Origin of the sequence: Streptomyces sp. SAI-127 (assembly GCF_029894425.1) — a bacterium.
GTDB lineage: Bacteria > Actinomycetota > Actinomycetes > Streptomycetales > Streptomycetaceae > Streptomyces.
Genome location: NZ_JARXYJ010000001.1, coordinates 8,101,543 through 8,126,479 on the forward strand (window position 1 = coordinate 8,101,543; position 24,937 = coordinate 8,126,479).

General features: G+C 71.3%; 21 protein-coding genes. 17 read left to right on the forward strand and 4 right to left on the reverse strand.

The features are described from left to right. The first annotated feature begins 41 nt into the window (after nucleotides 1–41). From M2157_RS37230 to M2157_RS37245, 4 genes are all read left to right on the forward strand, one after another. Entirely contained in the window at nucleotides 42–1,070 is a 1,029-nt protein-coding gene (locus tag M2157_RS37230; RefSeq protein WP_280867395.1) for an HAD hydrolase-like protein, read from the forward strand. A gap of 91 nt (nucleotides 1,071–1,161) precedes the next feature. Beyond that, nucleotides 1,162–2,205: an iron chelate uptake ABC transporter family permease subunit gene (locus tag M2157_RS37235; RefSeq protein ID WP_280867396.1), complete on the forward strand. Its 1,044-nt coding sequence runs from the start codon at nucleotides 1,162–1,164 to the stop codon at nucleotides 2,203–2,205. Further along, the gene (locus M2157_RS37240) at nucleotides 2,202–3,239 is read left to right on the forward strand and encodes an iron chelate uptake ABC transporter family permease subunit (RefSeq protein WP_280856693.1); all 1,038 of its coding nucleotides are present in this window, start codon (nucleotides 2,202–2,204) and stop codon (nucleotides 3,237–3,239) included. Before M2157_RS37235 ends, M2157_RS37240 begins: the two co-directional genes overlap by 4 nt. Then, entirely contained in the window at nucleotides 3,236–4,105 is an 870-nt protein-coding gene (locus tag M2157_RS37245) for an ABC transporter ATP-binding protein (protein ID WP_280867397.1), read from the forward strand. The genes M2157_RS37240 and M2157_RS37245 overlap by 4 nt, the downstream gene beginning before the upstream one ends. Here M2157_RS37245 and M2157_RS37250 read toward each other — a convergent pair. Further along, nucleotides 4,089–4,436: an SCP2 sterol-binding domain-containing protein gene (locus M2157_RS37250; RefSeq protein ID WP_280856691.1), complete on the reverse strand. Its 348-nt coding sequence runs from the start codon at nucleotides 4,434–4,436 to the stop codon at nucleotides 4,089–4,091. The two genes, M2157_RS37245 and M2157_RS37250, sit on opposite strands and share 17 nt — an antisense overlap. 45 nt (nucleotides 4,437–4,481) lie before the next feature. Between M2157_RS37250 and M2157_RS37255 the strand changes: the two genes are divergently transcribed. The 6 genes from M2157_RS37255 to M2157_RS37280 all read left to right on the forward strand — a co-directional run bounded on the left by M2157_RS37255 (nucleotide 4,482) and on the right by M2157_RS37280 (nucleotide 10,461). Then, complete coding sequence (locus M2157_RS37255; RefSeq protein WP_280856690.1) at nucleotides 4,482–4,784, forward strand: hypothetical protein; 303 nt, start codon at nucleotides 4,482–4,484, stop codon at nucleotides 4,782–4,784. A 7-nt stretch (nucleotides 4,785–4,791) separates the two neighbouring features. Next, the gene (locus M2157_RS37260) at nucleotides 4,792–5,607 is read left to right on the forward strand and encodes a TlyA family RNA methyltransferase (RefSeq protein ID WP_280856689.1); all 816 of its coding nucleotides are present in this window, start codon (nucleotides 4,792–4,794) and stop codon (nucleotides 5,605–5,607) included. Beyond that, the gene (locus tag M2157_RS37265) at nucleotides 5,604–6,509 is read left to right on the forward strand and encodes an NAD kinase (RefSeq protein ID WP_069761165.1); all 906 of its coding nucleotides are present in this window, start codon (nucleotides 5,604–5,606) and stop codon (nucleotides 6,507–6,509) included. The genes M2157_RS37260 and M2157_RS37265 overlap by 4 nt, the downstream gene beginning before the upstream one ends. A 161-nt stretch (nucleotides 6,510–6,670) precedes the next feature. Then, a complete protein-coding gene (gene recN / locus M2157_RS37270; protein ID WP_280858968.1) occupies nucleotides 6,671–8,389 on the forward strand; it encodes a DNA repair protein RecN in 1,719 nt (572 codons plus the stop codon). Between the two features lie 44 nt (nucleotides 8,390–8,433). After that, nucleotides 8,434–9,147, forward strand: a complete 714-nt coding sequence (locus tag M2157_RS37275) for a hypothetical protein (RefSeq protein WP_280858967.1) — start codon at nucleotides 8,434–8,436, stop codon at nucleotides 9,145–9,147. Nucleotides 9,148–9,324: 177 nt separating this feature from the next. After that, a complete protein-coding gene (locus M2157_RS37280) occupies nucleotides 9,325–10,461 on the forward strand; it encodes a glycosyltransferase family 4 protein (RefSeq protein ID WP_280856688.1) in 1,137 nt (378 codons plus the stop codon). 18 nt (nucleotides 10,462–10,479) lie between these two features. Here M2157_RS37280 and M2157_RS37285 read toward each other — a convergent pair whose 3' ends face one another. Continuing rightward, the gene (locus M2157_RS37285) at nucleotides 10,480–12,123 is read right to left on the reverse strand and encodes a PucR family transcriptional regulator ligand-binding domain-containing protein (protein WP_280856687.1); all 1,644 of its coding nucleotides are present in this window, start codon (nucleotides 12,121–12,123) and stop codon (nucleotides 10,480–10,482) included. Between the two features lie 55 nt (nucleotides 12,124–12,178). Between M2157_RS37285 and M2157_RS37290 the strand changes: the two genes are divergently transcribed. Then, the gene (locus M2157_RS37290) at nucleotides 12,179–13,135 is read left to right on the forward strand and encodes an LLM class F420-dependent oxidoreductase (protein WP_280867398.1); all 957 of its coding nucleotides are present in this window, start codon (nucleotides 12,179–12,181) and stop codon (nucleotides 13,133–13,135) included. Here M2157_RS37290 and M2157_RS37295 read toward each other — a convergent pair. Both M2157_RS37295 and M2157_RS37300 read right to left on the reverse strand, forming a co-directional pair. Continuing rightward, nucleotides 13,122–14,504: an FAD-binding oxidoreductase gene (locus M2157_RS37295; RefSeq protein WP_280856685.1), complete on the reverse strand. Its 1,383-nt coding sequence runs from the start codon at nucleotides 14,502–14,504 to the stop codon at nucleotides 13,122–13,124. The two genes, M2157_RS37290 and M2157_RS37295, sit on opposite strands and share 14 nt — an antisense overlap. A 67-nt stretch (nucleotides 14,505–14,571) precedes the next feature. Next, nucleotides 14,572–16,374: a glycoside hydrolase family 15 protein gene (locus M2157_RS37300; protein ID WP_059211809.1), complete on the reverse strand. Its 1,803-nt coding sequence runs from the start codon at nucleotides 16,372–16,374 to the stop codon at nucleotides 14,572–14,574. 469 nt (nucleotides 16,375–16,843) lie between these two features. Here M2157_RS37300 and M2157_RS37305 point away from each other — a divergent pair, with 469 nt between their 5' ends. The 6 genes from M2157_RS37305 (at nucleotide 16,844) to M2157_RS37330 (ending at nucleotide 24,921) form a co-directional block, all read left to right on the forward strand. Then, nucleotides 16,844–18,508: a CTP synthase gene (locus M2157_RS37305; RefSeq protein WP_280856684.1), complete on the forward strand. Its 1,665-nt coding sequence runs from the start codon at nucleotides 16,844–16,846 to the stop codon at nucleotides 18,506–18,508. A gap of 84 nt (nucleotides 18,509–18,592) precedes the next feature. Next, nucleotides 18,593–19,219, forward strand: coding sequence for an NUDIX hydrolase (locus tag M2157_RS37310; RefSeq protein WP_280856683.1), 627 nt, complete (start codon nucleotides 18,593–18,595; stop codon nucleotides 19,217–19,219). Nucleotides 19,220–19,508: 289 nt separating this feature from the next. Beyond that, nucleotides 19,509–21,572 carry a tetratricopeptide repeat protein gene (locus tag M2157_RS37315; protein WP_280867399.1) on the forward strand — a complete coding sequence of 688 codons (2,064 nt, stop codon included), beginning with the start codon at nucleotides 19,509–19,511 and terminating at the stop codon, nucleotides 21,570–21,572. Between the two features lie 144 nt (nucleotides 21,573–21,716). Continuing rightward, entirely contained in the window at nucleotides 21,717–22,832 is a 1,116-nt protein-coding gene (gene ald, locus M2157_RS37320) for an alanine dehydrogenase (protein ID WP_280858966.1), read from the forward strand. A gap of 413 nt (nucleotides 22,833–23,245) precedes the next feature. Beyond that, nucleotides 23,246–24,373 carry a ParA family protein gene (locus tag M2157_RS37325; RefSeq protein WP_266566697.1) on the forward strand — a complete coding sequence of 376 codons (1,128 nt, stop codon included), beginning with the start codon at nucleotides 23,246–23,248 and terminating at the stop codon, nucleotides 24,371–24,373. Further along, nucleotides 24,358–24,921, forward strand: coding sequence for a hypothetical protein (locus M2157_RS37330; RefSeq protein WP_280856681.1), 564 nt, complete (start codon nucleotides 24,358–24,360; stop codon nucleotides 24,919–24,921). The genes M2157_RS37325 and M2157_RS37330 overlap by 16 nt, the downstream gene beginning before the upstream one ends. Nucleotides 24,922–24,937 lie beyond the last annotated feature (16 nt).

A 24,937-nucleotide genomic window follows, 5' to 3' on the forward strand; every position in this document is an offset into this window, starting at 1 on the left:
GGATGATCGGGGGAAAGCCGTCGAACGAGGAGCGATGCGGAATGAGCCAGGGCGTGAGGACGAGGCCCGAGGGCAATGGGCAGGCCCTGAGCAAGGCGTACGACACCGCACTGCTCGACCTCGACGGGGTGGTGTACGCGGGTGGCAACGCGATCGCGCACGCCGTCGACTCGCTCGCCACCGCGCGCGAGGGGGGTATGCACCTCGCCTACGTCACCAACAACGCGCTGCGTACGCCCGACGCCGTGGCCGAGCACCTCACCGAGCTGGGGATACCGACGGGCGCCGATGACGTCATCACCTCCGCCCAGGCGGTCGCGCGGCTGATCAGCGAGCAGGTGCCGGCCGGTTCCCGGGTCCTCGTGATCGGTGGCGAGGGGCTGCGGGTCGCGCTGCGCGAGCGGGGGCTCGAGCCCGTGGAGTCGGCGGACGACGATCCGGCGGCGGTCGTGCAGGGCTTCGGCGGGCCGGACCTGCCCTGGGGGCGGTTCGCAGAGGCCAGTTACGCCGTGGCGCGGGGAGTGCCCTGGTTCGCGTCCAACACCGACCTGACGATTCCGAGCGGGCGCGGGATCGCACCGGGCAACGGAGCCGCGGTGGAGGTCGTGCGGATAGCGACCGGTGCCGAGCCACAGGTCGCCGGCAAGCCGTTGCCTCCCATGCACCGCGAGACGATCCTGCGGACCGGTGCGAAGCGGCCGTTGGTGGTCGGGGACCGGCTGGACACGGACATCGAGGGCGCGTTCAACGGCGAGGTGGACTCGCTGCTCGTGCTCACCGGCGTCACCGACGGCGCCCAGCTGCTGGCCGCGCCGCCGCAGCACCGGCCGACCTATGTGGACGCCGATCTGCGGGGGATGCTCACCGGGCAGCCCGAGGTCACCCAGGCGGGAGAAGGCTTCCGGTGCGGTGGCTGGAGTGCGTGGGCCGGCGAGGAGCGATTCGAACTCGACGGTGACGGCGAGACCCTGGACGGGCTGCGGGCGCTGTGCGCGGCGGCCTGGACGGCGGCCGGAGACGGTGTGTGCGAGCTGGACGGAGGGAAGGCGCTCGCCAGGCTGGGGTTGTGAGTCGTAGGGGCGGGCAGGCGATCCTGTGGGTCCGGGGACGTTCCGGACCTCGGGATCGTGGCCGGTTGGCAGGGTAGGCTAACCTAACTGCGTGTTGGTCGACAGTCCCCCCGAACAGCGCGCGGAGACCGCCCCCGCGCCCCCAACCCGCCGGGCGATACGAGTCCTTGGGCTCCTCGTGTCCGTCGTGATCCTGGTGTTCGTCGCGACGGCGAGCATCGCGGTCGGGGCGAAGGGGCTGTCCGTGGAACAGGTCTGGCACGGCCTGTTCCAGGACACGGGGACCTATGGCGACGTCGTGGTGGCCGACCGGCTGTCGCGGACCGTCCTCGGTCTGCTCGCCGGTGCCGCGCTCGGTCTGTCCGGAGCGGTGCTGCAGGCGCTCACCCGCAATCCGCTGGCCGACCCCGGGCTGCTCGGCATCAACGCGGGCGCGTCCGCCGCGGTCGTCACCGCGATCACCTTCTTCGGGGTCACCTCGCTCAGCGGCTATGTCTGGTTCGCCTTTCTCGGTGCGGCCGCGGTGGGCGCCCTGGTCTGGTTCCTGGGTGGGAGCCGCGGTGCCACCCCGGTCAGGCTCGCGCTGGCCGGTACGGCGATCAGCGCGGCGCTGTACGGCTATCTCCAGGCCGTGATGATCACCGACGACCAGGCACTCAACAAGATGCGTTTCTGGACGGTCGGTTCGCTGTCCTCGGCGAACAACTCGACCATCCTGCAGGTGCTGCCGTTCCTCGCGGTCGGCTCGCTCCTCGCCCTCGCGCTGGCCCGCCCGCTCAACGCGATGGAGATGGGCGACGACACCGCCAAGGCGCTCGGCGCCAACCTCAACCGCACCCGGGCCCTGGCGATGCTCTCCGCGACCGTGCTGTGCGGGGCCGCGACCGCCGCCTGCGGACCGATCGTGTTCGTCGGCCTGATGGTGCCGCACATCGTGCGCTCCTTCACCGGCCCCGACCTGCGCTGGATCCTGCCGTACGCGACCATCCTGTCGCCTGTGCTGCTGCTGGGCTCCGACGTCATCGGCCGGGTCGTGGCCCGGCCCGCGGAGCTCCAGGTCGGCATCGTCACCGCGCTCATCGGCGGGCCGGTCTTCATCTTTCTCGTACGACGGCGGAGGACGGCACAGCTGTGAGGACCAACCGTGCCATCAGGACCCCCGGCGGGCTTTCCCTGCGGCTGGACGTCCGGGCCACCGTCGTCGTCGGCCTGATACTCCTTGCCGCGCTCACCGCGAGCGTCGTGCTGATCGGCACCGGCGACTTCCCGATCCCCGCCGGGGACGTGCTGAAGACGCTGTTCGGGAACGGTAACGCCGGGCAGGAGTTCATCATCAACGAGCTGCGGCTGCCGCGGGTCCTCGTCGGGCTCCTGGTCGGCGCCTCGCTCGGGCTCGGGGGCGCGCTGTTCCAGGCCATCTCCCGCAATCCGCTGGGCAGTCCGGACGTGCTCGGGCTCAGCCAGGGGGCGACGGCCGGGGCGCTCACGATGATCGTGCTGTTCTCCGGGAGCGCGACCCAGGTCACCGTGGGCGCGCTCGTGGGCGGACTCGCGACCGGACTCGCCATCTATCTGCTGGCCTGGAAGCAGGGCGTGCACGGCTACCGCCTGGTCCTGGTCGGCATCGGGATCTCGGCGATCGTCACGGCGGTCAACGGCTATCTGCTGACCAGGTCCACCCTCACCGAGGCGGCCCAGGCGGTCGTCTGGATGACCGGCTCGCTCAGCGGCCGGGACTGGACGCAGGTCTGGCCGCTGCTGTGGCTGTGCGCCGTCCTCGTCCCGCTCGTCCTGGCCAACGCGCGCGGCCTGAGGATGATGGAGATGGGCGACGACGTGTCGAACGCCCTGGGGGTGCGTGTCGAGCGCGTACGGCTGTTGCTGTTAGTCGCCGCCGTCCTGCTCACCGCCGCCGCCACCGCGGCCGCCGGACCGGTCAGCTTCGTCGCGCTCACCGCACCCCAGCTGGCCCGCCGCCTCACCCGCTCGCCCGGCCCCAACCTGGTGCCGTCCCTGTGCATGGGCGCCACCCTCCTGGTCACCGCCGACTGGGTCTCGCAGAAGGTCTTCGGCGCGGACCAGCTGCCCGTCGGCGTGGTCACCGGAGTCCTCGGCGGCGTCTATCTGCTCTGGCTCCTGGTCACCGAGCGCAGGGCGGGCCGGATATGAGCACCGAGACCGTCCTCACCAGCGGACTGAACAACCCAAGGAGCACCGTGAACCGCCTGTCCGCCGACACCGTCACCCTCGCCTACGACCAGCGGGTCATCGCCGAGCAGCTGTCGGTGGAGATACCCGACAACTCCTTCACGGTGATCGTCGGCCCCAACGCGTGCGGCAAGTCCACGCTCCTGCGGGCCCTGTCGCGCATGCTGAGGCCCAGCCGGGGCAAGGTGCTGCTCGACGGGCAGGTCATCCAGTCCATGCCGGCGAAGAAGGTCGCCCGCACTCTGGGTCTGCTCCCGCAGTCGTCGATCGCGCCCGACGGGATCACCGTCGCCGACCTGGTCGGCCGCGGCCGCTACCCCCACCAGGGCATCCTGCGCCAGTGGTCCACCGAGGACGAGCGGGTCGTACAGGAGTCCATGCGGCAGACCGGGGTCGCGGAACTCGCCGAGCGGTACGTCGACGAGCTGTCCGGCGGTCAGCGGCAGAGGGTGTGGATCGCGATGGCGCTCGCCCAGCAGACCCCGCTGCTGCTCCTCGACGAGCCGACGACCTACCTCGACATCCAGCACCAGATCGACGTCCTCGACCTCTGCGCCGAGCTGCACGAGGAGCAGGGCCGCACGCTGGTGGCCGTCCTGCACGACCTCAACCACGCCGCCCGGTACGCCACGCATCTCATCGCGCTGAAGAGCGGGAAGATCATAGCCGAGGGGCGCCCGAACGACATCGTCACGGCCGAGCTGGTCGAGGAGGTCTTCGGGCTGCGGTGCCAGGTGATCGACGACCCGGAGACGGGGACGCCGCTGGTGGTGCCGGCGGCGCGCAAGGCACGCGTGCGCGTGGAGGCCGCTACAGAAGCTTCCTGAGCTGGAACAGGTCCCTGAGGCCCGCCTCCAGCTTCACCCGGCCCGAGCCCCAGGCCTTGGCGAAGTTCAGCTCGCCGTTCACCAGGGCCACCAGGTCGTCACCGGACATGGTGAGCCTGATCTCGGCCTTCTCCTTCGGAGGGCCCTGCAGGGTGTCGTGCACCACGATCCGGCCGCCGGTCATGCGGCCGACGAAGGTGACGTCGAGATCGGTGATACGGCAGCTGACCGAGCGGTCCATGGACGCCGCCGTGGCGGCGTCCCCCTCGGCGTTCCGCATGTTGTCGGAGAGCTTCTCGAGTGCGGCGCGGCACTCCTCGATCGTGGCCATCGCGATCGACGACGGTACCCCAGCGGTTCGGGGTAGCGTCTGGGCATGAGCGACGCAGTTCCAGAGCCTTCACAAGAGGGCCCGGTCGAACCCGGGTACGACCCGGCTGCCCCCGCCCCTCTGAACGTGCCCCGCACCCCGACCGGCAACGCCGAGGTGGACGCTCAGCTCGAGCGGCTGGGCGACGCCGACCACCTCGCCACGGACGGACACATCGAGGTGTACGAGGATGTACACCGGGGGCTGCGCGACGCGCTCACCGCGCTCGACGCCCGCCCGGGACCTCCGGCGCCCTCACCGTCGTATGACCAGAGGGCGCCCTCGCCCTCGTATGGCACTAGGAGCTGAACCGAACGTGGCAGGAGTCGCACGCAACCGTCTGGACGCGGAGCTGGTCCGCCGGAAGCTGGCGCGCTCGCGCGAGCATGCCGGCCAGCTGATCGCGGCCGGGCGGGTCACCGTCGGCAAGACCGTCGCGACCAAGTCCGCCACCCAGGTGGAGACCGCGGCCGCGATCGTGGTGCAGAGCGACGACAGCGATCCCGGCTACGTGTCCCGGGGTGGGCACAAGCTCGCGGGCGCCCTTCAGGTGTTCGTGCCGCGGGGGCTCGTCGTGGAGGGGCGGCGGGCGCTGGACGCCGGGGCCTCCACCGGCGGTTTCACCGATGTGCTGCTGCGCGCGGGTGCCGCGCACGTGGTCGCCGTCGACGTCGGCTACGGACAACTCGCGTGGTCTCTCCGAAGCGATGAACGCGTCACCGTCAAGGACCGTACGAACGTACGCGAGTTGACGCTCGAAGCGATCGATGGGGAACCAGTGGATCTTGTCGTGGGGGATCTGTCCTTCATCCCGCTCGGACTGGTACTGCCCGCCCTGGTGCGGTGCGTGAAGCCGGACTCCGATCTGGTGATGATGGTGAAGCCGCAGTTCGAGGTGGGTAAGGAGCGGCTGGGCAGTGGGGGAGTCGTACGCAGTACGCAGCTGCGGGCCGAGGCCGTGCGCGGTGTCGCCGCGAAGGCGGCGGAACTCGGGCTCGGGGTGAACGGGGTCACGGCCAGTCCGTTGCCCGGACCCTCGGGAAATGTCGAATACTTTCTGTGGCTGCGTGCCGGGGCGCCCGCCCTGGACCCGGCCGATGTCGACCGTGCAGTTGCGGAGGGGCCGCGTTGAGCCAGAACCGAGCTCGTACTGTTTTCCTGCTCGCCCACACCGGGCGGCCCGCGGCCATTCGCAGTGCCGAGCTGGTCGTCAAGGGGCTGATGCAGTCGGGGATCGGCGTGCGCGTCCTGGAGTACGAGGCGGCCGACCTGCCGCTGCCGCCCGAGGTGCAGCTCGTCAAGGAGGCGACTCCGCAGTGCCTCGAAGGGTGCGAGTTGCTCATCGTGCTCGGCGGCGACGGGACGCTGCTGCGCGGCGCCGAGTTCGCCCGGGCGTCCGGGGTGCCGATGCTGGGCGTCAACCTGGGCAGTGTCGGGTTCCTCGCGGAGGCCGAGCGGGACGATCTCGACAAGGTTGTCGACCGGGTGGTGACCAAGGCGTACGAGGTCGAGGAGCGGATGACCGTCGATGTCGTGGTTCACCGGAACGGGGACATCGTTCACACGGACTGGGCGCTGAACGAGGCGGCCGTGCAGAAGGCCGGCGCGGAGAAGTTGCTCGAGGTCGTGCTGGAGATCGACGGGCGGCCGGTGACGGGCTTCGGGTGTGACGGGATCGTGCTGTCCACGCCTACAGGGTCCACGGCCTATGCGTTCTCCGCGGGTGGGCCGGTGGTGTGGCCCGAGGTGGAGGCGCTGCTGATGGTGCCGATCTCCGCGCACGCGTTGTTCGCGAAGCCGTTGGTGACCTCGCCGAACTCGGTGCTGGCCGTGGAGTTGCTGCCTCACATTCCGCCGGGTGTGTTGTGGTGCGACGGGCGGCGGACGTTCGAGTTGCCGCCGGGGGCGCGGGTCGAGGTGCGGCGGGGGGCTGTGCCGGTGCGGCTGGCTCGGCTGCACCATGCGTCCTTCACCGACCGGCTTGTGGCCAAGTTCGCGTTGCCCGTTTCCGGGTGGCGGGGGGCGCCGCACTAACCGGCTGTTGGGGGTGGTGGCGGAGCGTGTGCGGGTGCGGGTTGTTTGTGGTCGCTCGCGCAGTTCCCCGCGCCCCTGAAGGCCTGACACTCCCCCGGGTGACAAGGGCACCTCGCACTCGCCCGCCCCGACCTCGTAAGGTCTTCACCGTGCTGGAAGAGATGCGGATACGGTCGCTCGGAGTCATCGATGACGCCGTCGTCGAGTTGTCGCCCGGGTTCACCGCTGTCACCGGTGAGACGGGTGCGGGCAAGACCATGGTGGTCACCAGCCTGGGGCTGCTGCTAGGTGGGCGGGCTGACGCGGCGCTCGTGCGGATCGGGGCCGAGAAGGCGGTGGTGGAGGGGCGGATCACGGTGTCCGCCGGCGACTCCGTCGTCGTACGGGCCGAGGAGGCCGGGGCGGAGCTCGACGACGGGGCGCTGTTGATCAGCCGTACCGTTTCCGCCGAAGGACGGTCCCGGGCGCACCTGGGCGGGCGGTCCGTGCCCGTGGGGGTGCTCGCCGAGCTCGCCGACGAGCTGGTCGCCGTGCACGGCCAGACCGATCAGCAGGGGCTGCTCAAGCTGACCCGGCAGCGGCAGGCGCTCGACCGGTACGCGGGTGATGCCGTCGCCGTGCCGCTGGCCAAGTACACCGAGGCCTACCGGCGGCTGCGGGCCGTCTCCGTCGAACTGGACGAGATCGTCACGCGCGCGCGTGAGCGGGCCCAGGAAGCCGACATGCTGCGGTACGGGCTCGACGAGATCGCCGGCGTGGAGCCTCGGTCAGGGGAGGACGTCGAGCTGGCCGAGGAGGCCGAGCGGCTCGGGCACGCCGAGGCTCTGTCGTCGGCTGCCACGGCTGCTCATGCCGCCCTCGCCGGGAACCCCGAAGACCCCGAGGGCATCGATGCGGCGACGCTCGTGGCGGGCGCTCAGCGGGCTCTGGAAGCCGTACGGTCGCACGATCCGGCCCTGGCGGCGCTCGCCGACCGGATCGGGGAGATCGGGATCCTGCTGGGCGATGTGGCCGGGGAGCTGGCGGGGTACGCCGACGACCTGGACGCCGATCCGCTGCGGCTGTCGGCCGTCGAGGAACGGCGGGCCGCCCTCACCGCGCTGACGCGGAAGTACGGCGAGGACGTCGCCACCGTGCTCACCTGGGCCGAGCAGAGTGCCGCGAGGCTCACCGAACTGGACGGCGACGACGAGCGGATCGACGAGCTGACCGCCGAGCGGGACGCGCTCAGGACCGAACTGGGCGGGTTGGCGCAGGCGCTGACGGATGCGCGTACGGAGGCCGCGGAGAGGTTTGCAGCCGCGGTGACCGCAGAGCTGGCCTCGCTGGCGATGCCCCACGCGCGCGTGTCCTTCGCCATCCGGCAGACCGAGGACCCTGAGGGCGTCGAGGTCGGCGGGCGCGCGGTCGCGTACGGGCCGGCCGGTGTGGACGAGGTCGAGCTGCTGCTCGCCCCGCATCCGGGTGCGCCGGCGCGGCCCATCGCCAAGGGCGCGTCCGGCGGTGAGCTCTCGCGCGTGATGCTGGCCGTCGAGGTCGTGTTCGCGGGGACGGACCCTGTGCCGACATATCTCTTCGACGAGGTAGACGCCGGGGTCGGCGGCAAGGCGGCGGTCGAGATCGGGCGGCGGCTCGCGCGGCTCGCGAAGACCGCGCAGGTCGTGGTCGTGACCCATCTGCCTCAGGTCGCCGCCTTCGCCGATCGGCAGCTGCTGGTGGAGAAGACGAACGACGGGTCTGTCACCCGGTCCGGTGTGAAGGTCCTGGAGGGCGAGGAACGGGTCCGGGAGCTGTCCCGGATGCTCGCCGGACAGGAGGACTCGGAGACGGCCCGCGCGCATGCGGAGGAGTTGCTGGCCACAGCTCGGGCGGACGCGTGAGGGGTACGTCCCTGGGAATCACCGCCGCCCTGACCCGCGTCGGGATGGCCGCCCTCCGGGCGACGGCGCCGGGCGGGCGCGAGCGGTGGGAGCGGACGAACTACGCCGGTCGGACGGTCGAGTTGTACGCCGGGCCTGCGACCGCGCTGGCCGCGGCGATCGGGGCCGGGCGGGTGCGGCCCGCCGCGGGGGTGGCGGTGGCCGTCGCGGGGCTCTGTGGGGCGTACGACGACGTCGCGGGGGACCATCGGCGGGGGTTCCGGGCGCATCTGGCCGCGCTGCGGGACGGTGAGGTGACCAGCGGGGCCGTCAAGTTGTTCGGGATATCGGCGGCTGGGCTGGTCGCGGGGGCGCTGATGAAGGAGCGGTTCGCCGACAAGGTGCTCGCGGGTGTGGTGATCGCCGGGGCCGCGCATTTCGTCAACCTCGTGGATGTACGGCCGGGTCGGGCGGCCGGCGCGGTGGTGGCACTCGGGGTGCCGGGGATGGTGCGGTCGGAGTTGGCCGCCGTCGCCGTGGGAGCGGCGGGGGCTGTACTGCCGGACGACCTCGGTGAGCGCGTGATGATCGGGGATGCGGGGGCGCATGCGCTGGGAGCGGCCCTGGGGGCCGCGGTGGTCGAGGGCAACGGGCGGGCGGGGTTGGTTGCGCATGCGGCCGCGGTTGTCGCTGCCGCTGCATGTGGGGGTGCGGTGAGTCGTGTGTCGGCTGCGGGCACCTTCAAGCCGGAACAGGCGTCCCGTCACTCTTGTGAGTGACCCCGACTCGCCGCACACGCCGTTCCCCCGTTCTCCGCATTCACGGAACACCCGTACGTCCTGGCATCCTTGGCAGAGAAGCCATCACGCGTAGGAAGCGCGCGGTACACCCCTCCGCTCGACACCTTCTGTACGTTTCCTCGTGACCGTCCGACCCGAACCAGGAGCCCCGGCCACGTGACCCCCGTGAGCAGCCACTCACCGCACGGCCAGTCGCCGCTGCGCACCGTGCAGGTGCTGGGCGGCGGCAATGCCGGCAGCAGCGCGCATGTGCGCTCCCTGACCTCGGGGCTTGTCGCGCGGGGCGTGCGGGTCACGGTGTGCGCCCCCGCCGAGGCGGATCGGGCCTACGACTTCTCCGGGGCCGGTGCCGAGCACGTGCACGTACCGCGCAGCAGCGACCCCACCTCCGTGGCCGTGCTGCGGGCGGCGTGCGCGGACGCCGATCTGGTGCACGCGCACGGGCTGCACGCCTCGTTCCGCGCGGTGCTGGCGCTCAGCGGGCGGCGCACTCCGCTCGTCGTCACCTGGCACGACCGGGCGTACGCCGAGGGCGCGCGGGCCCATTTCGTGCGCCTTCTCGAACGCCGGGTCGTGAAGGCCGCTTCCGTGGTGCTCGGGTCCACCTCGGCGCTCGTGGACCGGGCGCGCAGGACCGGTGCCCGGGACGCGCGACTCGCCGCCGTCGCCCTGCCCGGACCGCGCGCAGTCGTCGAGCAGGAGGATCCCGACCGGCTGCGGCCCAAGGTGCGGGCCGAACTCGGCGCCACCGGACGACCGTTGCTGATGGCGGTCGGCTCCCTGGACCGGCATCGGGGCTACGAGACCCTGCTGGACGCCACACGCGCGTGGCGCCTTCTCGACCCCGTGCCGCTGGTCGTCATCGCGGGGGAGGGACCGCTGCGGGCGGTCCTTCAGGGCCGTATCGAGGACGAGGGGCTGCCCGTCCGGCTGATCGGGCGGCGCGACGACATCTTCGAACTGCTCGCCGCCGCCGATCTCGCGCTCCTGCCCAGCCGCTGGGAGGCGCGCTCGCTCCTGGCCCAGGAGGCCTTCCACGCGCGCGTGCCGCTCGTCGCGACCGAGGTGGGCGGCATCCCCGAACTCGTCGGCGACGCGGCCGAACTCGTCCCGTACGGCGACCCGGAGGCCCTCGCCGAGGCCGTCGTACGGCTGCTCGGGGATCCCGAGCACCGGGAGCTGCTGAAGGAGCGGGGGGCGCGGCAGGCGGCGACCTGGCCGACCGAGGACGAGACCGTCGCGCAAGTGCTCAGTGTCTACGACGAGTTGACCCAGCCCCGGCCGCTCATCTGACAGCCCGCCCGACCCGGGCTAGGGCACGTGCCGGCGTGCCCGTAGCGCCAGGCTCAACGCCAGTACCGTCTGCGGGTCGTCGAGATCCGTGCCGAGCAACTCCCCGATGCGGGCGAGGCGGTTGTAGAGCGTCTGCCGGTTGAGGTGGAGTTCGCGGGCCGTCTCCGCCTTGCGGCCCGCGTGCGCGAGATAGGTCTGCAGGGTGGGCAGCAGCGGCGGCTTGGAGCGGTTGTCGTGGGCGCGCAGCGGGCCGATGGCGCGGTCCACGAAGGCCGCCAGGTCCGGGTGGTCGCGCAGCCGCCACAGGAGCAGGTCGATGTCGAGACGGCGGGCGTCGTACCAGGGGCGGTCCGGCAGGCCCTGCGCCGCGGTCGCCGTCTCGGCCGCGTGCCGCAGGCCCGCGGAGGCCGCCGCCCAGCCACCGGCGACTCCGACGACCACGATCGGCGGCTGGGTGCCCGGGCGTTGCATCCCGGCCCGCTCCACGCCCGCCCGCAGCGCCGCCGCGACCCGGTCCGCCACCGCCGACCGCTCCGCCTCCGCGCGCAGACCGAGCAGGACGAGCACCCGGCCCTCGACGGGCCGTACGCCGAGCAGGACCGGCACGCCGAGCGAGGCCAGCTCCTCGGAGACGGCCCGGGCAAGGACCGCCCAGCCTCCCCCAGCGGTGGAGAGCGTGTCGCCCAGTCGCATCACCACGGGCAGCAGCGGGCCGGTGCCCGGCCTGAAGCCCAGCACGCGCGCCTGTGCCGGCGCGTCCTGCGAGGTGATGCGGCCCTCGGCGAGGTCGGTCAGGAAGTCGCCGCGTCCGCGTGCCGCGAGCTCCTCCTCCTGGCGGGCCTGCATCAGGACGACGGCCAGGATGCCCGCCGCGCGCTCGGCCGCCATGCGGTGCACGGGTGCCAGCGGTGCCCGTACGGGAAGCAGGACCAGCCGCGCCCGTACCGAACCCGCGCCGGGCCCGCCCCCGGGCACGTCCACGAGGACCGAGCCGGACGTCGGTGTGTCCTGGTGCTGGCCGCGCAGCCCCTCCCAGACCTGGAGCGGGTCGGCGCCCTCGGGGCCCTCCCCGGCGGCGTACAGGAGCCTGCCGTCCGGCGTCTCCAGGAAGACCGGGTTGCCGCTGAAGTCGGCCAGGATGCCGAGGACCTGCGGGACACCGCCGCCGCCCAGCAGGGCCTCCGTGCAGCGGCGGTGCACCTCCTCCGCGCGCTGGAGCAGCGCGTAGTGGCCGTTGACGATCTCGGTGTGGATCTCCTCGGTGACCGCCACGAACGGCACCTCGCGGTGCAGCTGGACGAGCGGAAGTCCGGTCGCGCGGGCGGTGTCGACCAGGGCGGCGGGGAGACGGGTGAAACGCGGGCCCAGCTCGACGACCAGGGCCGCGATGCCACGCTCGGCCAGGGTGCGGACGAACGCGCGCTGTTCGGCCGGACGGGTGCCGAGACCGTAACCCGTGGTCAGCAGCAGCTCGCCGCCCTTCAGCAGCGAAGCGATGTGCGGGACCTCGCCCGCGTGCACCCAGCGCACGGTCCGGTGCAGCCGGTCCGCGCCCGCGAGAATCTCCGGGAGCCCGCTGCGCAGACCGGGCAGCTCCAGGGCGCGCTGCACGGTGATCCCGGCGCCCTGGGTGTCGAAACCGCTGTTCGTAGCGCTGTCCATGAGCCGGACGCTACCCGAGGCGTGCCCGGCGCCGCGGCGGGGTAGCGGCCGGTGCATGGACATCAGCGTGGTTGCCGTGGCACGGGAGGACGACAGTCCGGTCGAGGAGCCGCTCAGGGTGGCGAGGGCCGCCGACCGGCTCGGATTCCGGGAGGTGTGGGCCGGGGAAGGGCCGACGTGGGATGCGTTCGTGCTCGCCGCGGCGATCGGGCGGGCCACCGAGCGGGTCGCGCTGACCGCGGGCCCGGTCCCGGTGTCGGTGCGCGACCCGTACACCTCGGCCCGGGGCGCCGCCTCGGTCGCGGCACTCGTCGGCCGGCCGGTCGGGGTGGCGCTGGGCACGTCCAGCAAGCGGGTGGTCGAGGGCGTGCACGACCGGCCCCGGGTGCGGCCCGCCGCCGTACTGGAGGAGCAGGCGGCAGCCGTACGACGGTTTCTGCACGCTTCTCCGGGCGAACCGGTCGTGCCCGGCAGCACCTTCCGCAGGCGGCTGCCGCCGCCCGGCGGGCCGCTGACGGTGGCCGCGTTCGGGCCCCGCGCGATCGCCACGGCCGCCGCGCACGCCGACCGCATGCTGCTGGACGTGGTCTCCCCGGAGCAGGTGCGGGCGTTGCGCGCGGCGCTGGACGCGGCGGCCCGGAAGGCGGGCCGTACGCCGCCCACGCTCGCCGCCTGGCTGCCCGCGGCCGTCGACCCCGACCCGGAGTCGCTCACGCAGGTGCTGGGCAGCATCGCCGGATACCTCACCGTGCCGGGCTACAGCGACGTGTTCGCCGAGGCGGGGTTCGGGGAGGCGGTGGAGCTCGCCGCGAACGGGGCGGACCGGGAGACCCTGGTGCGGGCCCTGCCCGCGGCGGCCGCGGGCACGGTCGGACTGGTGGGCGACCTGGACGCCGTACGGGCCCGTGTCGACGCCTATACGCAGGCCGGGCTCGACGAGATAGCGCTGGTGCCGGCCACGGCGGGCGACCCTGGCGGCGAGCGCACGCTGACGGCGCTCAGGCCGGACTGATGTTGTGGTTGAAGCGGAACACATTGTCCGGGTCGTACCGGCGCTTCACCTCGGACAACCGCCGGGTGTTCTCGGTGCCGACACCGGCCACCACCCGGTCCGCGCCCTCGTCGCCGATGAAGTTGAGGTAGACCGCGCCGGTGCTCCACGGCTGGACCTCGGTGCGTACGTCCCGGACCCACTGGACGCAGCGCTCGTCGTCCGCCGGGTCCTCCCAGATCCCGAAGGGGTGCACGACCCACTGCGCGTCCCGGTACGGCACCGGGAACTCGCGTGGCCCGTTCCCGATCGCCCCACCGAGCGGGAAGAGGACGTGCTGGGTGCCGGTCGGCACCGGCAGGGCGTCCGCGCGGGCGCAGAACGCGTCCACGAAGTCGTCCGGCGCGCCGGTGAGGTACTCCGCCGACCAGTAGTTCCGCATCCCGGGCGGATCGTCGATCATGCACTGGACATCGGCGTACGGCATCGCCCCGACGATCTCCGTCACATGCGGCAGCGCCAGCAGCGGCTCGGCCGTCTTGCGCAGATCCGCCTCCCCGCCGGCGTACGTCAGCAGGGCGCCGCACACGAGGGTGCCGACCAGGTGCGGCGGTACGAACTCCTCGGGCGGGGCGGTGAAATAGAGCACGCCGCCGGACGCCTCGTCCGGTCCTGCCGCGATGACGTCGCGGAAGGTGCGCGTGACCTCGGGGCCGAACTCCGGGAGGTACAGCAGCAGGGCGATGGAGAACTCGGGCAGTTCGTGCAGCTTCAGCGTCAGCGCGGTGGCGATGCCGAAGTTGCCGCCACCGCCGTGCAGGGCCCAGAACAGGTCCGGGTGGTCGTCGGCGCTCGCGTAGACGCGCTCGCCGTCCGCGGTGACCAGTTCCACCCCGAGCAGATTGTCGACGGCGAGTCCGCACCACCGGTCGAGCCAGCCGCTGCCGCCGCCCAGGACGAAACCGCCGACACCGGTGGTCGAGGCCCGGCCGCCGGTGGTGGCGAGGCCGTGCGGCTGGCAGGCGCGGTCCAGGTCGCTCATCGTGGCACCGCCGGCGACGCGTACCGCCTCGGCCGCGGGATCGATGGTGACCGCCCGCATGTGGCGCAGGTCGACGACCAGTCCGCCGTCGTTGACCGCCATGCCCGCCACACTGTGACCGCCGCCGCGCACCGCGACCGGCAGGTCGAGGTCACGGGCGAAGCGGACGGCCCGTACGACGTCGTCCTCGTTCACGCACTGCGCGATCACCGCGGGCCGGCGGTCGATCATCGCGTTGAAGACGGCCCGGGCCTCGTCGTAGCCCGGATCCTCCGGGGCGAACACGTCGCCGGCCAGATCCTCGCGCAGCGCGGAGAGTGCCGCGCCCGCCTTCGACGGGGATGCCATGAGGCGCCCCCTTCCGTGCAGGGGCTGATGGATCCCAGCCTAGGCGGGCCCGGCGCTCAGGTCCTGTTCAGCCGCCGTACGCGCCCGACGCCGTCAGGCGCAGGGCCGTGTCGATGAGCGGGACGTGACTGAAGGCCTGGGGGAAGTTGCCCACCTGGCGCTTCTGCCGCGGGTCCCACTCCTCGGCGAGCAGACCGAGGTCGTTGCGGAGCGAGAGCAGCTTTTCGAAGAGCTTCCTCGCCTCGTCCACGCGGCCGATCATCGCGAGGTCGTCCGCCATCCAGAACGAGCAGGCCAGGAAGGCCCCTTCGTCGCCGGGGAGGCCGTCGACGTTCTCGTCGCCGCTCGAGGTCGGGTAGCGCAGGATGAAGCCGTCCGGCGTGGACAGCTCGCGCTGGATCGCCTCGATGGTGCCGATCACGCGCTTGTCGTCCGGAGGCAGGAAGCCCATCTGCGGGATGAGGAGCAGGCTCGCGTCCAGCTCCTTGGAGCCATAGGACTGGGTGAAGGTGTTGCGCTCCTTGTCGTAGCCCTTCTCGCACACGTCCCGGTGGATGTCGTCGCGCAGTTCGCGCCACTTCTCCAGCGGGCCGTCCGCGTCACCGGACTCGATGAGCTTGATGGTGCGGTCCACGGCGACCCAGGCCATCACCTTGGAGTGCACGAAGTGCCGGCGCGGGCCGCGCACCTCCCAGATGCCCTCGTCCGGCTCGTCCCAGTGCTGCTCCAGGTAGCGGATCAGCTTGAGCTGGAGCAGGGAGGCGTAGTCGTTGCGGGCCAGGCCCGTCATGTGACCGAGATGCAGGGCCTCGGTGACCTCGCCGTACACGTCGAGCTGGAGCTGGTGCGCGGCGCCGTTGCCGACCCGGACCGGGGCGGAGTTCTCGTAGCCGGGCAGCCAGTCGAGCTCGGCCTCGCCCAGCTCCCGTTCGCCCGCGATGCCGTACATGATCTGCAGGTTCTCGGGGTCGCCGGCGACTGCCCTGAGGAGCCACTCGCGCCAGGCGCGGGCCTCCTCGCGGTAGCCGGTGCGCAGCAGCGAGGAGAGGGTGATGGCCGCGTCGCGCAGCCAGGTGTAGCGGTAGTCCCAGTTGCGGACGCCGCCGACGTCCTCGGGCAGCGAGGTCGTCGGCGCGGCCACGATGCCGCCGGTGGGGGCGTACGTCAGCGCCTTGAGGGTGATCAGCGAGCGGATGACGGCCTCGCGGTAGGGGCCGTGGTACGTGCAGTGCTCGACCCACTCACGCCAGAAGTCCTCGGTGGCCTCCAGCGACTGCTCCGGCTCGGGCAGCGGGGGCGGCTGCTTGTGCGAGGGCTCCCAGGAGATGGTGAACGCGATCCGGTCACCCGGGGCGACCGTGAAGTCCGAGTACGTCGTCAGGGACTTGCCGTAGGTCTCGCAGTCGGTGTCGAACCACACCGAGTCCGGGCCCGCCACGGCGACCGTGCGCCCCTCGTGCTTGTGGACCCACGGGACGACACGGCCGTAGGAGAACCGCATCCGCAGGGCCGAGCGCATCGGGACGCGGCCCGAGACGCCTTCCACGATCCGGATGAGCTGCGGGGCGCCGTCACGCGGGGGCATGAAATCGGTCACTCTGACCGTGCCGCGCGGGGTGTCCCACTCGGATTCGAGGATGAGGGAGTCGCCGCGGTAGCTGCGCCGGGCCGCCGTGGGGGGCGCCGCGTCGGCCGCGTGGGCGGGTCCGAGCCGCCAGAATCCATGTTCCTCGGTGCCCAGCAGGCCGGCGAAGATGGCATGCGAGTCGAAGCGGGGCAGGCACAGCCAGTCCACCGTGCCGTCCCGGCAGACCAGGGCTGCGGTCTGCATGTCTCCGATGAGTGCGTAATCTTCGATGCGCCCGGCCACGTGCAACTCCAGTCGAACGGCCACGTCACCCCCTGCAGGAAAGGGGGCTGTCGCTTGGTGCGGTCAAGGGGGTCGTTGTAATGCGTCGTTGAGCGGTGAAGCAAAACAGTCCTGCCGCTGTGAGGCAAAACGACAACTGTTGCTCAACGAACTGACGAGCTCTCGTTGTTCCGGCGCTTACGGGTGGGGGTGGTCCCGAGTTTCCGGCCGGGCTCGGCAGCGAGTGTCCGAGCAGGATACGACGCACGTAGATGATCTGCGTGCCGCTCCGGGCAACGCGGGTGCGCCGAACGGGTGAGCAACGGGTGAGAAACGGGTGTGGTGGTGCGGGTCCGTGTCGGCGTGTGCGCGGAGCGTGGCCGGAAGCCATCTCCCCGAGGCGCTGATACCCTGGTAGCCCGTGGACCGGTGGGCGTCTGACCCCCGAACCGCACCTCAAGATCGCGACCACGGGAGCCCCCTCTTGGCCATGACCGCTGCTTTTCGAAACAGCACAGCCACGACGACCAAGCACATCTTCGTCACTGGGGGTGTCGCCTCCTCGCTCGGCAAGGGTCTGACGGCCTCCAGCCTTGGCATGCTGCTCAAGGCGCGGGGCCTGCGCGTCGTGATGCAGAAGCTCGACCCGTACCTCAACGTCGACCCCGGCACGATGAACCCCTTCCAGCACGGTGAGGTGTTCGTCACCAACGACGGCGCCGAGACCGACCTGGACATCGGCCACTACGAGCGCTTCCTCGACCGTGACCTCGACGGCTCCGCCAACGTCACCACCGGCCAGGTGTACAACACGGTGATCGCCAAGGAGCGGCGCGGTGAGTACCTGGGCGACACCGTGCAGGTCATCCCGCACATCACCAACGAGATCAAGCACCGCATCCGCCGCATGGCGACGGACGAGGTGGACGTCGTGATCACGGAGGTCGGCGGCACGGTCGGCGACATCGAGTCGCTGCCGTTCCTGGAGACGGTCCGCCAGGTGAGGCACGAGGTCGGCCGTGACAACGTCTTCGTCGTCCACATTTCCCTCCTGCCGTACATCGGCCCGTCGGGAGAGCTGAAGACGAAGCCCACCCAGCACTCGGTTGCGGCCCTGCGCAACATCGGTATCCAGCCGGACGCCATCGTGCTGCGGTCCGACCGCGAGGTGCCGACCGCCATCAAGCGCAAGATCTCGCTGATGTGCGACGTCGACGAGGCCGCCGTGGTCGCCTGCCCGGACGCCCGTTCGATCTACGACATCCCGAAGACCGTGCACAGCGAGGGCCTGGACGCCTATGTCGTCCGCAAGCTGGACCTGCCGTTCCGCGACGTGGACTGGACGACCTGGGACGACCTGCTCGACCGCGTCCACAACCCCGACCACGAGATCACCCTCGCCCTGGTCGGCAAGTACATCGACCTGCCCGACGCCTACCTCTCGGTCACCGAGGCCCTGCGCGCCGGCGGTTTCGCCAACAAGGCCCGCGTGAAGATCAAGTGGGTCACCTCGGACGACTGCAAGACCCCGGCCGGTGCCGCGGCGCAGCTCGGTGACGTCGACGGCATCTGCATCCCGGGCGGCTTCGGCGACCGCGGTGTGCTCGGCAAGGTCGGCGCGATCCAGTACGCCCGCGAGAACCGGATCCCGCTGCTCGGTCTCTGTCTGGGCCTGCAGTGCATCGTGATCGAGGCCGCGCGCAACCTCGCCGACATCCCGGACGCCAACTCCACCGAGTTCGACTCGGCCACCGGCCACCCGGTCATCTCCACCATGGCCGAGCAGCTCGACATCGTCGCCGGTGAGGGCGACATGGGCGGCACCATGCGACTCGGCATGTACCCGGCCAAGCTCGCCGAGGGCTCCATCGTCCGTGAGGTGTACGACGGCAAGGAGTACGTCGAGGAGCGGCACCGTCACCGTTACGAGGTGAACAACGCCTACCGCGCCGAGCTCGAGAAGAAGGCGGGCATCCTGTTTTCCGGCACCTCGCCGGACGGCAAGCTCGTCGAGTACGTCGAGTACCCGCGCGACGTCCACCCGTATCTGGTCGCCACGCAGGCCCACCCCGAGCTGCGCTCGCGTCCGACCAGGCCGCACCCGCTGTTCGCCGGCCTGGTGAAGGCCGCGGTCGAGCGGCAGAGTTCCAACTAGCACGACAGTTGTACGGTGGCCGGGGCACACGCATTCAAAGGCGAGTGCCCCGGCTTCTTTTGCGCACGTGGGGAAGGACAGGGAATGACGATCAAGGATGCCCCGGAGGAGTGGGAGATCCGGGCGACGGAGACCCCCTTCGTGGGCAACAAGACCTCCGTCCGCACGGACGAGGTGGTCATGCCCGACGGTTCGGTGGTCCGCCGCGACTACCAGGTCCACCCGGGTTCCGTGGCCGTCCTCGCCCTCGACGACGAGGACCGGGTGCTGCTCATCCGGCAGTACCGGCATCCCGTACGGCAGAAGCTGTGGGAGATCCCTGCCGGGCTGCTGGACGTGCCCGGTGAGAATCCGCTGCACGCGGCCCAGCGGGAGCTGTACGAGGAGGCGCACGTCAAGGCGGAGGACTGGCGGGTGCTGACGGATGTCTACACCTCGCCCGGGGGGTGCGACGAGGCGATCCGGATCTTCCTGGCCCGGGGGCTGTCCGAGGCCGAGGAGGAGCGGTTCGCGGTCGAGGACGAGGAGATCGATCTGGAGTACGCGCGCGTGCCGGTGTCCGAGCTGGTGCGGGGGGTGCTTGCCGGGGAGTTGCACAACAACTGCCTGGTGGTGGGGGTGCTCTCGCTCGTCGCCGCGCGGGCCTCCGGCGGGGTGGACGGGTTGCGGGTGGCTGAGGCGGAGTGGGCTGCGCGGCCGTTCGAGGCGTGACGGTCATTTCGGGTCGCGCCGTTGTCGTAGCGGTCCGTTGCGGGGTGCGGGTTCGTTGTGGCTGATCGCGCCCACGCGGCGGAGCCGCATGTCGATACAGCCCCGCGCCCCTACTACCGGAACTGCTGAACCCGGTGATCATATGAACCGTTGATCCGATTGAGGGACTCTCGCGGCCCCACCGCCGCGCTCTGCCAGGACCGTTGCACAGGGTGAACTAGGCTCTGAAAAGCCCGAACCGGGGTCACCGGCGGGCTTTTGCGCGTGCGGTGGGACGGGAGTGTGGCCCGTGACGGATCAGGCGGTGGACACAGGCGGCGTACGGCTGTCGGACGAGGGTCAATTCCTGGGGCGGACGCGGGAGTTGAAGGAGCTGCTCGCCGACATCGAGCGGGCGGGGCTCGACACGCTCTCCGGCAGGAAAGCACCCCGCGCGCGGGTGCTGCTCATCGCGGGGCGCCCCGGATCCGGCCGTACCGCACTCGCCGAGGAACTCGTCCGGGCGGTAGCTGACCGTTACGACGACGGGTTGCTGCGTGCCCGGCTGAGCGAGCCCGACGGCACCCCCGTGCCGGTCGGGAACACCGCCCGTGAACTGCTCACCGCGCTCGACGTGGCGGCGCCCGCCGGGGCCGCCGAGGACGACCTCACGGCGGTGCTGCGCGAGGCGCTCGCCGACCGTCGCTCGCTGCTCCTGCTCGACGACGCGGTGGCCGCGGAACAGGTGGACGCCCTGCTTCCGGACGCTCCGGAATGCCTGGTCGTGGCCGTTTCGGGAGGTCCGCTGACCGGGATCGCGGACGTTCGCCCGTGCACCCTCGGCGGCCTCGACACCAAGACCGCGCTGGAGCTGCTGTCCCGGCACACCGGGTCGGTCCGCATCACCGTCGACCCGCGCGCCGCCGAGGGCCTGGTCGAGGAGTGCCAGGGCCACCCCGCCGCACTGATGCTGGCGGGCGGCTGGCTCGCCGCCCGCCCCAAGGCGGCCGTCGCCGATCTGGCCAAGCATCTGCACACGGAGGGTGACGAAGGGAGTCCCCTCAGCCGGGTCTTCAAGCTCGTCTACACGTCCCTTCCCGAACCGGCCGCCCGGATACTGCGACTGCTCTCCCTGGCCCCGGCGGGCCTCGTCGATCCGCACACCGCCTCCGCGCTCGCCGGCTGCTCGGTGGGCGGCGCCCGCTCCACCCTGGACGACTTCGTCTCCCTCGGTCTGCTGCACGCCGTGGAGTCACCGCTGCCGCAGTACGAGGTCCCCGGCTGCCTGTATCCCCTGCTCAAGGCCCTCGCCGACACCCAGGACCGCCCGGCCGAGCTGCAGCTGGCCCGGGCTCGCATGCTGGAGCGGACCGTACGGCTGCTCCAGTCCTCCCGCGCGATCACCGAGACCGACAGCCCCGACGCCCGCGAGAAGCTCCAGGGGATGCCGCCCTCGGTGCGTTTCCCGCACCCCAGGGCGGCCGAGGACTGGCTGCGCGTCCGCAGGCCGGCCCTGCTCGCCGCGGCCCGCCACGCGGTCGCCGACGGGGAGCTCGACACCCTGGCCCGGCGCCTGATGTCCCAGCTCGTGCGCGCGATGGTGGCCCACTTCGGCATGAAGGCCGCCGCCCCCGACCTCTACGACGTCCACGGCCTCGTCCTCGACGTGGCCGAGCGGCGTGCTCTGCCGCGCGAGAAGGCCGCCGCCCTGCTGAACCTCGCCGACCTGGACGCCCAGACCGGCCGGACCCGGGAGGCACTGGCGCGCTACCGGGCGGCCCTGGACGCCGGACGGGAAGCGAATGACCCGTACGCGACCGGCCGCGCGATGGAATCCGTAGGCGGCGCGCATCTGGAACTCGGGGACTACGACCGGGCCGCCGACTGGTTCGGCCGGGCCCTGGCCCAGCGGCTGGCCCGGGACGAGCGCGCGGAGGCCGCCCGGCTGTACGGCCGTATCGCCGCCGCGCACACCTACGCGGGCCGCTACGGCGAGGCGGTCCGGAACTGGCGGGCCGCGCTCGCCGGACACCGCAAGAACGGCGATGTGGCCGCACACGCACGGGCGTTGAGCGAACTCGCCCGCGTCCAGGAGTACGCCGGACACCCCGAGGAGTGCCTGCGTACCTGCCAGGAGGCAGTGGAGTGGGCGCGGCGCGCAGAGGACGTCCGGCTGCAGGCCGCGCTCCAGCTGCGGCTCGCCGACACGCTGGACCGTCTCGGCGATCCCGCCTCCGCCCAGCTGCACCGCGGCGCCGCCGAGCGGCTGCTGGACGAGGAGGTTTCCGAGGAGGAACCCGGGTCTCAGCAGGTCGACGAGCCGAAACACGACGCTGACGCCTGCGAAATCCGTAGTACATCCGCGGAAGATTGATGCAATGAAAGGCTAGACAGCGGGAACACCTTCATTAGACTGGCTCTGCCGCACCTTCTCCTGCGGTGTCTCCTGGTGTGCTCATGCATGCCCGGGTATGTGTTGTATTGCCCCACACACTCTGAGCCAAGGACCGTGATCCACGTGAAGGTCGGCATCCCCCGCGAGGTCAAGAACAACGAGTTCCGGGTGGCCATCACCCCCGCCGGCGTGCACGAGCTGGTGCGCCACGGCCACCAGGTCGTCATCGAGCGGGGCGCCGGCGTCGGCTCCTCCATCCCGGACGAGGAGTACGTCGCCGAGGGCGCCCGGATCCTGGACACCGCCGACGAGGTGTGGGCCACCGCCGACCTGCTGCTGAAGGTCAAGGAGCCCGTCGCCGAGGAGTACCACCACCTCCGCAAGGACCAGACGCTCTTCACCTACCTGCACCTGGCCGCCTCCAAGGAGTGCACCGACGCGCTGATCGAGTCCGGCACCACGGCGATCGCCTACGAGACCGTCGAGCTGCCCTCGCGTGCGCTCCCGCTGCTCGCCCCGATGTCCGAGGTCGCGGGCCGGCTCGCCCCTCAGGTCGGTGCCTACCACCTCATGCGCTCGGTCGGCGGCCGCGGTGTCCTCCCCGGCGGTGTCCCCGGCACCCAGCCCGCGCGGGCCGTCGTCATCGGCGGCGGGGTCTCCGGCTGGAACGCCACGCAGATCGCCGTCGGGATGGGCTTCCACGTCACGCTGCTCGACCGCGACATCAACAAGCTCCGCGAGGCCGACAAGGTGTTCGGCACCAAGGTCCGGGCGATCATGTCCAACGCCTTCGAACTGGAGAAGGCCGTCCTGGACGCCGACCTCGTCATCGGCGCCGTCCTCATCCCGGGCGCCAAGGCCCCGAAGCTGGTCACCAACGAGCTCGTCTCGCGGATGAAGCCCGGAAGTGTCCTTGTCGACATCGCGATCGACCAGGGCGGCTGCTTCGAGGACTCGCGTCCGACCACCCACGCCGAGCCGACCTTCCAGGTGCACGACTCGGTCTTCTACTGCGTCGCCAACATGCCCGGCGCGGTGCCCAACACCTCCACCTACGCGCTCACCAACGCGACGCTGCCCTTCATCGTCGAACTCGCCGACCGGGGCTGGGTGGAGGCGCTGCGCCGCGACCCGGCGTTGGCCAAGGGGCTCAACACCCATGACGGCAAGGTCGTTTACCGCGAGGTCGCGGAGGCGCACGGCCTGGAGCACGTGGAGCTCGAGACGCTGCTCGGCTAAAGCCGTGACCTGCTCGGATGGCTAAGTCACCTTTTCGTAAAGGCGATACGTCAACAAGGCGCGTCAACGAGTCACATGCGGCCGGACCTTGCCCCACAAGGTCCGGCCGGATGTGTGTATGGTCACTTTGCGACTCTCGGTCAACTCGCGTCGAACGTAACCCTTGAACCGATTCGTACACCGGCGAAACCTGCCGTGCGACTGCCGTACGCCCTTGACAGCGGGATGTTTCATTGCCGACACATCCTGCCGGGTCCGGCGGATTGTGTTGCTGTGAACACCCGACACGCCATAGAGTCGCCAACCGTCGGCATGGTGCCACGCTGACCTTGTCTAGAAGTTTCCTGGTCTCCAAGGAGGTAAGACGACTTGTGAATGAGTCGACATTTTCTCCCGGGGGTGGTCAACCAGGAATGCCTGCCGGGGCCCAGAGCCCCGCGGGGTTCGAGGCTGTCGGCTCCGTCGCGGTGCGCACCTTCGCAGCCCGTCAGAGTCCGCAGACCGTGCGGACAGCACACCAGAGCATGGATGGCCATCACGTGAACGCCATGGCCGGCGACGGAAGTGGCGCGCCCCACAACCACTTCGCCGACTACGACGAACTGCCCGAGGGGCACTTCTACGACCCCGACGCCGAGTACGAGCCCGATCCGGAGTACGCGGCCACGCTCGCGCCCGATGCGGCCCGCCAGCGCCGTGAGCGCGTCGGCCCGACCGGGCGCCCGCTGCCGTACTTCCCGATCCCGGGCCCGCTGACCGACCACGGCCCCGCGAAGATCATCGCGATGTGCAACCAGAAGGGCGGCGTGGGCAAGACGACGTCGACCATCAACCTGGGTGCCGCGCTCGCGGAGTACGGCCGGCGCGTGCTGCTCGTGGACTTCGACCCGCAGGGCGCGCTGTCGGTGGGTCTCGGTGTCAACCCGATGGAGCTCGACCTCACGGTCTACAACCTGCTCATGGAGCGGGGCATGGCGGCCGACGAGGTCCTGCTGAAGACCGCGGTCCCCAACATGGACCTGCTGCCGAGCAATATCGACTTGTCGGCGGCGGAGGTCCAACTGGTCTCCGAGGTCGCCCGCGAGTCGACATTGCAGCGGGCCCTGAAGCCGCTCATGGCCGACTACGACTACATCGTGATCGACTGTCAGCCCTCGCTCGGCCTCCTCACGGTCAACGCCCTGACGGCCGCGCACAAGGTGATAGTGCCTCTGGAGTGCGAGTTCTTCGCCCTGCGTGGTGTCGCACTGCTGACGGAGACCATCGAGAAGGTCCAGGAGCGGCTCAACCCGGACCTGGAGCTCGACGGGATCCTCGCCACGATGTACGACTCGCGCACCGTGCACAGCCGTGAGGTGCTCGCGCGCGTCGTCGAGGCGTTCGACGATCACGTCTACCACACGGTCATCGGGCGCACGGTCCGCTTCCCGGAGACCACGGTCGCCGGTGAGCCGATCACCACCTACGCCTCCAACTCCGTCGGTGCCGCCGCCTATCGCCAGCTCGCCAGGGAGGTGCTCGCCCGGTGTCACGCCGAGTGAGTCTGCCGGGGGCCGACGAACTGTTCCGTACGACAGGGGGGATGGCGCTCCAGGCGTCCACTCCCCGGCGGGGGACCAACGGCGAGGCCAGGGTGCCGGCTCCCGCGGGGGAGCCGGACGGGTCGGCGGCCGAGGACGCGCCGCACTCCGTGCCCGCGCAGGGCGGGGACGGTGACGGGGCGGAGCATGTCGCGGCCGACGCCGAGGCGGGCGAGTCCCGCAGCCGGGCCGTCACCGCGGAGCGCTCCGGGCCACGTCAGGAGGCGCAGGAAGGTTCTGCCCAGGCCTCCGGTCAGCAGCGCGGCAAGCGCGGTCGCTCTCCCTCACGACGGCCCAGCGGGCGGGAGCGGCACGACGAGAAGATCACCGTGTACGTCTCCGCCGAGGAACTCATGGATCTGGAGCACGCGCGTCTGGTGCTCCGGGGTGAGCACGGGCTCGCGGTGGACCGCGGTCGGATCGTGCGCGAGGCGGTCGCCGTGGTGCTGGCGGATCTGGAGTCCCGCGGGGACGCGAGCATTCTCGTCCGCCGGCTGCGTGGGCGGTAGCGGTAGCCTGCGGGGG